The 5,120-nt window shown below is 63.4% G+C and carries 5 protein-coding genes; 1 reads left to right on the plus strand and 4 read right to left on the minus strand.

Annotated elements, in window-relative coordinates; translation table 11 throughout:
• Window positions 1–166, plus strand: a 166-nt coding sequence (locus AC5RWX_RS29855; protein WP_494099840.1) for a sensor histidine kinase, incomplete at its 5' end; no start/stop codon positions are given.
• A 296-nt stretch (window positions 167–462) separates the two neighbouring features.
• On the opposite strand, the gene AC5RWX_RS29860 is transcribed toward AC5RWX_RS29855, so the two are convergent.
• From AC5RWX_RS29860 to AC5RWX_RS29875, 4 genes are all read right to left on the minus strand, one after another.
• Window positions 463–1,560 (minus strand): serine hydrolase domain-containing protein, encoded by a 1,098-nt coding sequence (locus AC5RWX_RS29860; protein ID WP_494099836.1) that lies wholly within the window; start codon window positions 1,558–1,560, stop codon window positions 463–465.
• Window positions 1,561–2,645: 1,085 nt separating this feature from the next.
• Complete coding sequence (locus tag AC5RWX_RS29865; RefSeq protein ID WP_494099837.1) at window positions 2,646–3,833, minus strand: FAD-dependent monooxygenase; 1,188 nt, start codon at window positions 3,831–3,833, stop codon at window positions 2,646–2,648.
• 283 nt (window positions 3,834–4,116) lie between these two features.
• Window positions 4,117–4,602 (minus strand): DUF2127 domain-containing protein, encoded by a 486-nt coding sequence (locus AC5RWX_RS29870; RefSeq protein ID WP_494099838.1) that lies wholly within the window; start codon window positions 4,600–4,602, stop codon window positions 4,117–4,119.
• Between the two features lie 307 nt (window positions 4,603–4,909).
• Window positions 4,910–5,120 (minus strand): alpha/beta fold hydrolase (locus tag AC5RWX_RS29875; RefSeq protein ID WP_494099839.1); only part of this gene is annotated, 211 nt, incomplete at its 5' end.

Below are 5,120 nucleotides of genomic sequence, written 5' to 3' on the forward strand. Positions count from 1 at the left end.
GGTCCTGGAGCCGCTGGTGCGGCTACACCGTGAAGGCGACGGCGCGGGCACAGGCCTGGGCTTGGCCACCTGCAGCAGCATCGCCAAAGCCCATGGCGGCGAGCTCACCCTTTCAGAAACTCCTGGAGGCGGAACCACCGTCGCGGTCAGCTTCCCTGCAGGCTAACCAGCCAAGCCTCCCGGTAATCGAAGAGCCAGCAGACAAAAGGACACGGGGTTTTCACTCGGATAAAGCTCCCCCTGCATGTTTTCAAGGCCGATTCCTGCTCATAGCACCGTCCATGAAGACGCGGTCCAGAACCTGGCCTTCTAGTCAGCGTTTCTCGTGTGTTCCCGCGTGCACTTTGACGTTGCGAGCGGACGACGGCGGCTGGCACCGCGTGGTTGGGCTTGCTTTTCCTGCCCCCCGATCACACGGGCGCCTTCCCTGCGCTCGAGGCCAGGTGGGTGCCTGATGATTCCTTAGGACTTCGTGTTCGGCATGAACGCGCGACCGAGCGCTGCGGAGACGGCGATGAGGATTCGGCCTGCTGGGTCGATGCACGGCAGCTGTGTCGGGTTGCCCGGGAGAGTGGGCGACTGGGTGCAATTTCCGGAGAGGATGTCGCTGTTGGCCAGAATGGCCACGGTCGTGTCCGAACGGGTGTCGTAGTACAGGGCCGTGTTGAACCCGGGGATCTCGCCCGAATGCCCGAACCAGCCGTCGATGCAGCCGACGGCGAGTCCGTAACCTGCGGGACCAGGGATCGAGGCGAACCGCAGTGCCTGGGTCTCAGGGTCCAGGAGTCCTTGGCCGGTCCCGAGTGCCCGCCCGTAGGTGAGCATGTCTGCCGCCGTGGAGCTCAGCGCCCCGGCAGTCCAACCCCAGGAAGGGTTCCACGCAGTCGCGTCCTGCGGCGTCGTCTGCCCGTCCGGGAGCCCCTGAAGGGTGAGCCCGGTTGGGTGGGGGACAGGCAGTGCGCCGTCGCTCCCGGGCATTGACGTGCCGCTGAGGCTGAGGGGGTCGAAGATGTGGGTCTGGAGAGCATCGGCGTAGGTGGTTCCGGTGACTTTTTCGATGAGCCTGCCCAGGATGAGGGTGTTGGTGTTGGAGTAGTCGAACTTCGCCCCGGGCTCGAACGGCCGGGGGAGGGCCAAACCCTTGGCGATGAGGTCGTCCGGGTTCCACTGCTTGGACGGGTTGGAAAAGATTTCCTGCTGGAAGGTGGGATCGATGGAGTAGCTGGCGATCCCGCTCGTCATGTTCAGCAGCATGCGGATTGTGACGTCATTCCCACGCGGAATGTCGGGGAGGTACTTCCCGATCGGGTCCTCAATCGAGAGCCTGCCTTCCTGAGCGAGTTGGAGGACAAGCGTGCCCGTGAACGTCTTGGTGACCGAGCCGATGCGCAGGTACATGTCCGGCGTCATGGGCGTGTCCGTGGCCTTGTCCGCGAGCCCGAGCGCCTTGATCCACGTGCCCTCGGGACTGCGGACCGCCACGATCGCGCCCGGGGAGGACGCATTCGAAAGCCCGTCCTGGGCCGCCTTGTCCAGTGCAGCCGCTGTGCCCGCAGGCATCGCCCCGGACGCTGCACTTGGCAGGACGCGGTCAATCACCGACGCGGGGTTTGCAACACATGCCGCCTCTAACGCCGGCGCCGATGATGTTGGTGGAGGTGTCACCGTGCCGCCCGCCGTCCCGGTCGGCGTGCTTCCTGGCTGCGCAGCTGTGCAGCCGCTTAGCGCCAGTGCCAACGTAACCGCCGACGCGGCTGCCGACGCGCTGGCCAACCATCCTCGTGCCATGTCCGACCCCTCCCGTAGCGGAGCGTCCGGAACGCCCCAACCATCCTGTTTAGCCTGACGACGGGGACCACCGACCCGGGTCCAGTTCAGCATCGCCACGCGGGTCCCCGACGAATCCTCCTCTAGGCCGTGGCGTCAAGGAACGCCCGGTCTTTGACCAACCGCGGTACAGATGCACTGGAAGCAAGTGCCGTTGAGACACAACCGCTTCTGCAGCCGGTTTCGGGGATGGTTAGCTGGGGGGCGACAACGACTGGGGAGTGAACCCTGTTCGCAGAGAGTTCATATCGCCGCCGACCCAGCTCCTGACAGCCCCGTGACCGAAGTTTCCACCATTCCCGATGCTGAGATTAAACCCGGCTCGTCATTCCGCTGTCACTAGACCGGACTACCTAATTCCGCAGAGGGTAGCGCGGCCAGCAGGAAGGTCTCAACCGAACTACAGATGCACTCGAAAGTGTGGGCCGGCCGTCGGCGCCAGAAAAACCGGAGGTGGAGCACCCGCAGGCTACTTCTGGTTCAACGGCTGCTGCTTGCGGGCCTTCGGTTAAGACCGGGAAACGAAGCTGGTATTCGATCAGTTTGCGGGGTGCCGGGGATTGCTCCATGATTTGCAGTGGGCTTCTCTTTGTCCTTGTGAGGGGAGGATGTGAGTCTTCGCCTCGGGAGTAGCTGCTAGGGGGTGGGGCTGGCTCCCGGTCTCAGCACGTCTGGAGCCAGCACCCATTAAAACCTTTCGAGGTGTTTTAGCTTGCACGGGTCAGGTGCCACTGGCTGAACGTCCTCCGGACGGAGAAGTTTCAGGAACGGTCGGGTTCACGATGATGGCGATCGTCTGTAGGAGCAACCTCGCCGGCCTACTTGGATGTCCTGCCCAGGATCTGGCGGGCGACGATCCGGTCAATTCCCGGAAGGTGGCTTGCCCTTATGATCCATCTGCGCAGGAGTAGCTGGGTTTTGTTAGAGGGCAGGAACGATGATGCAGTGCGCCGCCCGGCGGCTTGGGCCACTTCCACCACGGGTCTCCAACGTCGCTCGAATGCGGTGAGCGCTGGGCGGATTCCTTCAGGTGAGGCGATGGGGCCGAGAAGATCACCCAGGAGAGCGGCACCGGCAATGGCGAGCGAGCCGCCTTGGCCGGCAAGGAGCGATACTGCTCCGGAGGCGTCTCCGACGAGAATAGTTCGATCACTTTGCCAGCACGGCATGACGATCTGCGCAACGACATCGTCGTACGGGTCCTCGGGGCACAGTTCCAGGAGGCGGTCGATCTCGCCACCGAGTCCGGTGAACTCCCGGCGCAGCCGCTGTCTGGCGCTCTCGGCCCGCAGATGCCCTGTGGCGCCCGGGGTATCCCTGTAGACCAGGAACGCCGCGACTTTATCTCCGCGGAGGCTGTAGAACCCGGCGATCCGGTCGATGCTGTCGGTGAGGACAAACCGGTTCTGAAAACGGGCATGCAGGAGCGGTTCGGTCACGATGAATGCAGCAGCACGCATGCCCAGTGGACGCAGGTAATCCTCATTGCCACCGAAGATTTGGGAGCGGACTGTTGAATGGATGCCGTCAGCACCGATGAGGACGTCCGCGGCGAACGACGTCGGCGATGAGTTGTCGACGGCGACCCGTACGCCGTCCTCATCAGCCCAGACCTGGGATACCGGCGTATCGTAGCGAACCCGCAACCGTCCGGAGTCCACGTCATCGAGGGCAGCGAGGGCCGCCCGCTCCATGTCGGGGCGCAGTAGACTCAGGACCTTTCCACCGGCAAGCCGGGCAAATTGCTGGTAGGTGAGCCGGGCAGTAGGTCGTCCTGTCACGTCGACATACTCAAGGGCGTCGACTTGGTAGGCCACTTCCTCGAGGCGAGGTGATAGGCCGATCCGTTCCGCTGCGTCGAAACCTGGACCGAAGAAGTCCATCATGTAACCATCCGGGCGCGGAGCGGCCGTTTTTTCGAGGAGCGCCACATCCCAACCGGCTAGTCCAAGCTGGCGGGCCGCAACCAGGCCCGCGATACCGGCACCAACAACCACAGCCTTCATGTACACCTCGAACCAGTGCTAGGGCCCCTCAGTCTGCCGGGTCGGCAAAAAAGTGTCTACCCTACGGAAACCTTCTGCGGGCATGGACCCCGGTGATGCAACCCATACCCTTCCGCTGTATAAGTGCCAGGCATAGAGTTTTCCCGAAGGACACCATTACCGGCAAGACTGCCCAAATTAACGGGCTGCAGGATCTCGCCATCCGCTGGGGGCACCCTCTTTGCTGGGCGTTCCTCGCCCTGGCGGGGTCCTCTTCGCCGCCGGCGCAGCAGTGCCCGATTGGCTAGCCTTTCCGGTGTCGGCGTTGCCTGCCGAATTCGTGCCAGGTCAGGAGTGCGACGAGGGCATCAAAGATGGTCAGGGCGGCCAATCCAATGGTGGGTGCGACGGCGAACTGGTAAAGCTGGTAGGCGATGAAGGCAAGAAGCACCCCGATCATCCAGGGGTAGGCCCAAAGCCTGTTCATTAACAGAGCCGTCACGAGCACCACCTTCACTGCGCCGTGCGCGAGGAGGTAAAGCGCGGCGTAGAAGGCGGTGCTGCCGGTCAGGGTGTCGGCGGCATGTAAAAGGTGGACGGCGATGAAATCCTTCGGGTCCGTGGACAGCTCCGGCTGCGCGAGGTGCAGGACGAACCGGTGAATCAGGGCAGGATCCAGCAACATCAGCAGCAAACCGCCGGTTAGTTCCGCCAGCCCGTCCAGTCCCTTCAGAAAAACACCGGCTGCGAAGAACCGGTCCCACCAGTCGCGGCGCGCGGAATGTCCCATGGTCCCTCACCTCTTTCCATCGGATGTTTTAGCAGCAGAAACAAGCGCCAAAGAAGGACCTGTGCCGTCCTCCCACCGCGGACTGTGCCTCACAGTAGCCGATGCGTGCGATGAAGAAGTTTCTTCTGGCGGCAGGACGGGGAGGGCGGATCTCTTGCTTGGTGAGCCATCGCTGCTGGCTCCTGCAGTCACCCAAGCGCGGAGGACGTGTCCATCTCAGCCCGCTGACTGCTCGATGGCCCTGACAGGGGAGTGGCTGGATGCAGCAACCTGCAAAGTCGAGCGGGGGAGGGGCCGGCGGCGCCTGTCACGCACGGGAGTCGAGGTAGTGAAGAATCGCCCGGGCCGTTTCCTCCGGAGCGCTGACATGGGGGCAGTGCCCGGTGGCCTGAAGCTGCACCAGGGTGCTGTGTTCCAGATTCTTGTGCAGGTAGGCGCCCACTTCCGGCGGGGCAAGCCGATCGTCGGAGCACTGCAAAATCAGGCAGCTGGTGCGCAACTTTTTCAGTTCAGGGCGG

This window comes from Arthrobacter sp. SPT-J7 (genome assembly GCF_059089965.1).

Coding starts and splice junctions, on each gene's coding strand:
- AC5RWX_RS29860 (WP_494099836.1), bottom strand. CDS start 1,560: ATGCCTGCGGGCACAGCGGCTGCACTGGACAAGGCGGCCCAGGACGGG.
- AC5RWX_RS29865 (WP_494099837.1), bottom strand. CDS start 3,833: ATGAAGGCTGTGGTTGTTGGTGCCGGTATCGCGGGCCTGGTTGCGGCC.
- AC5RWX_RS29870 (WP_494099838.1), bottom strand. CDS start 4,602: ATGGGACATTCCGCGCGCCGCGACTGGTGGGACCGGTTCTTCGCAGCC.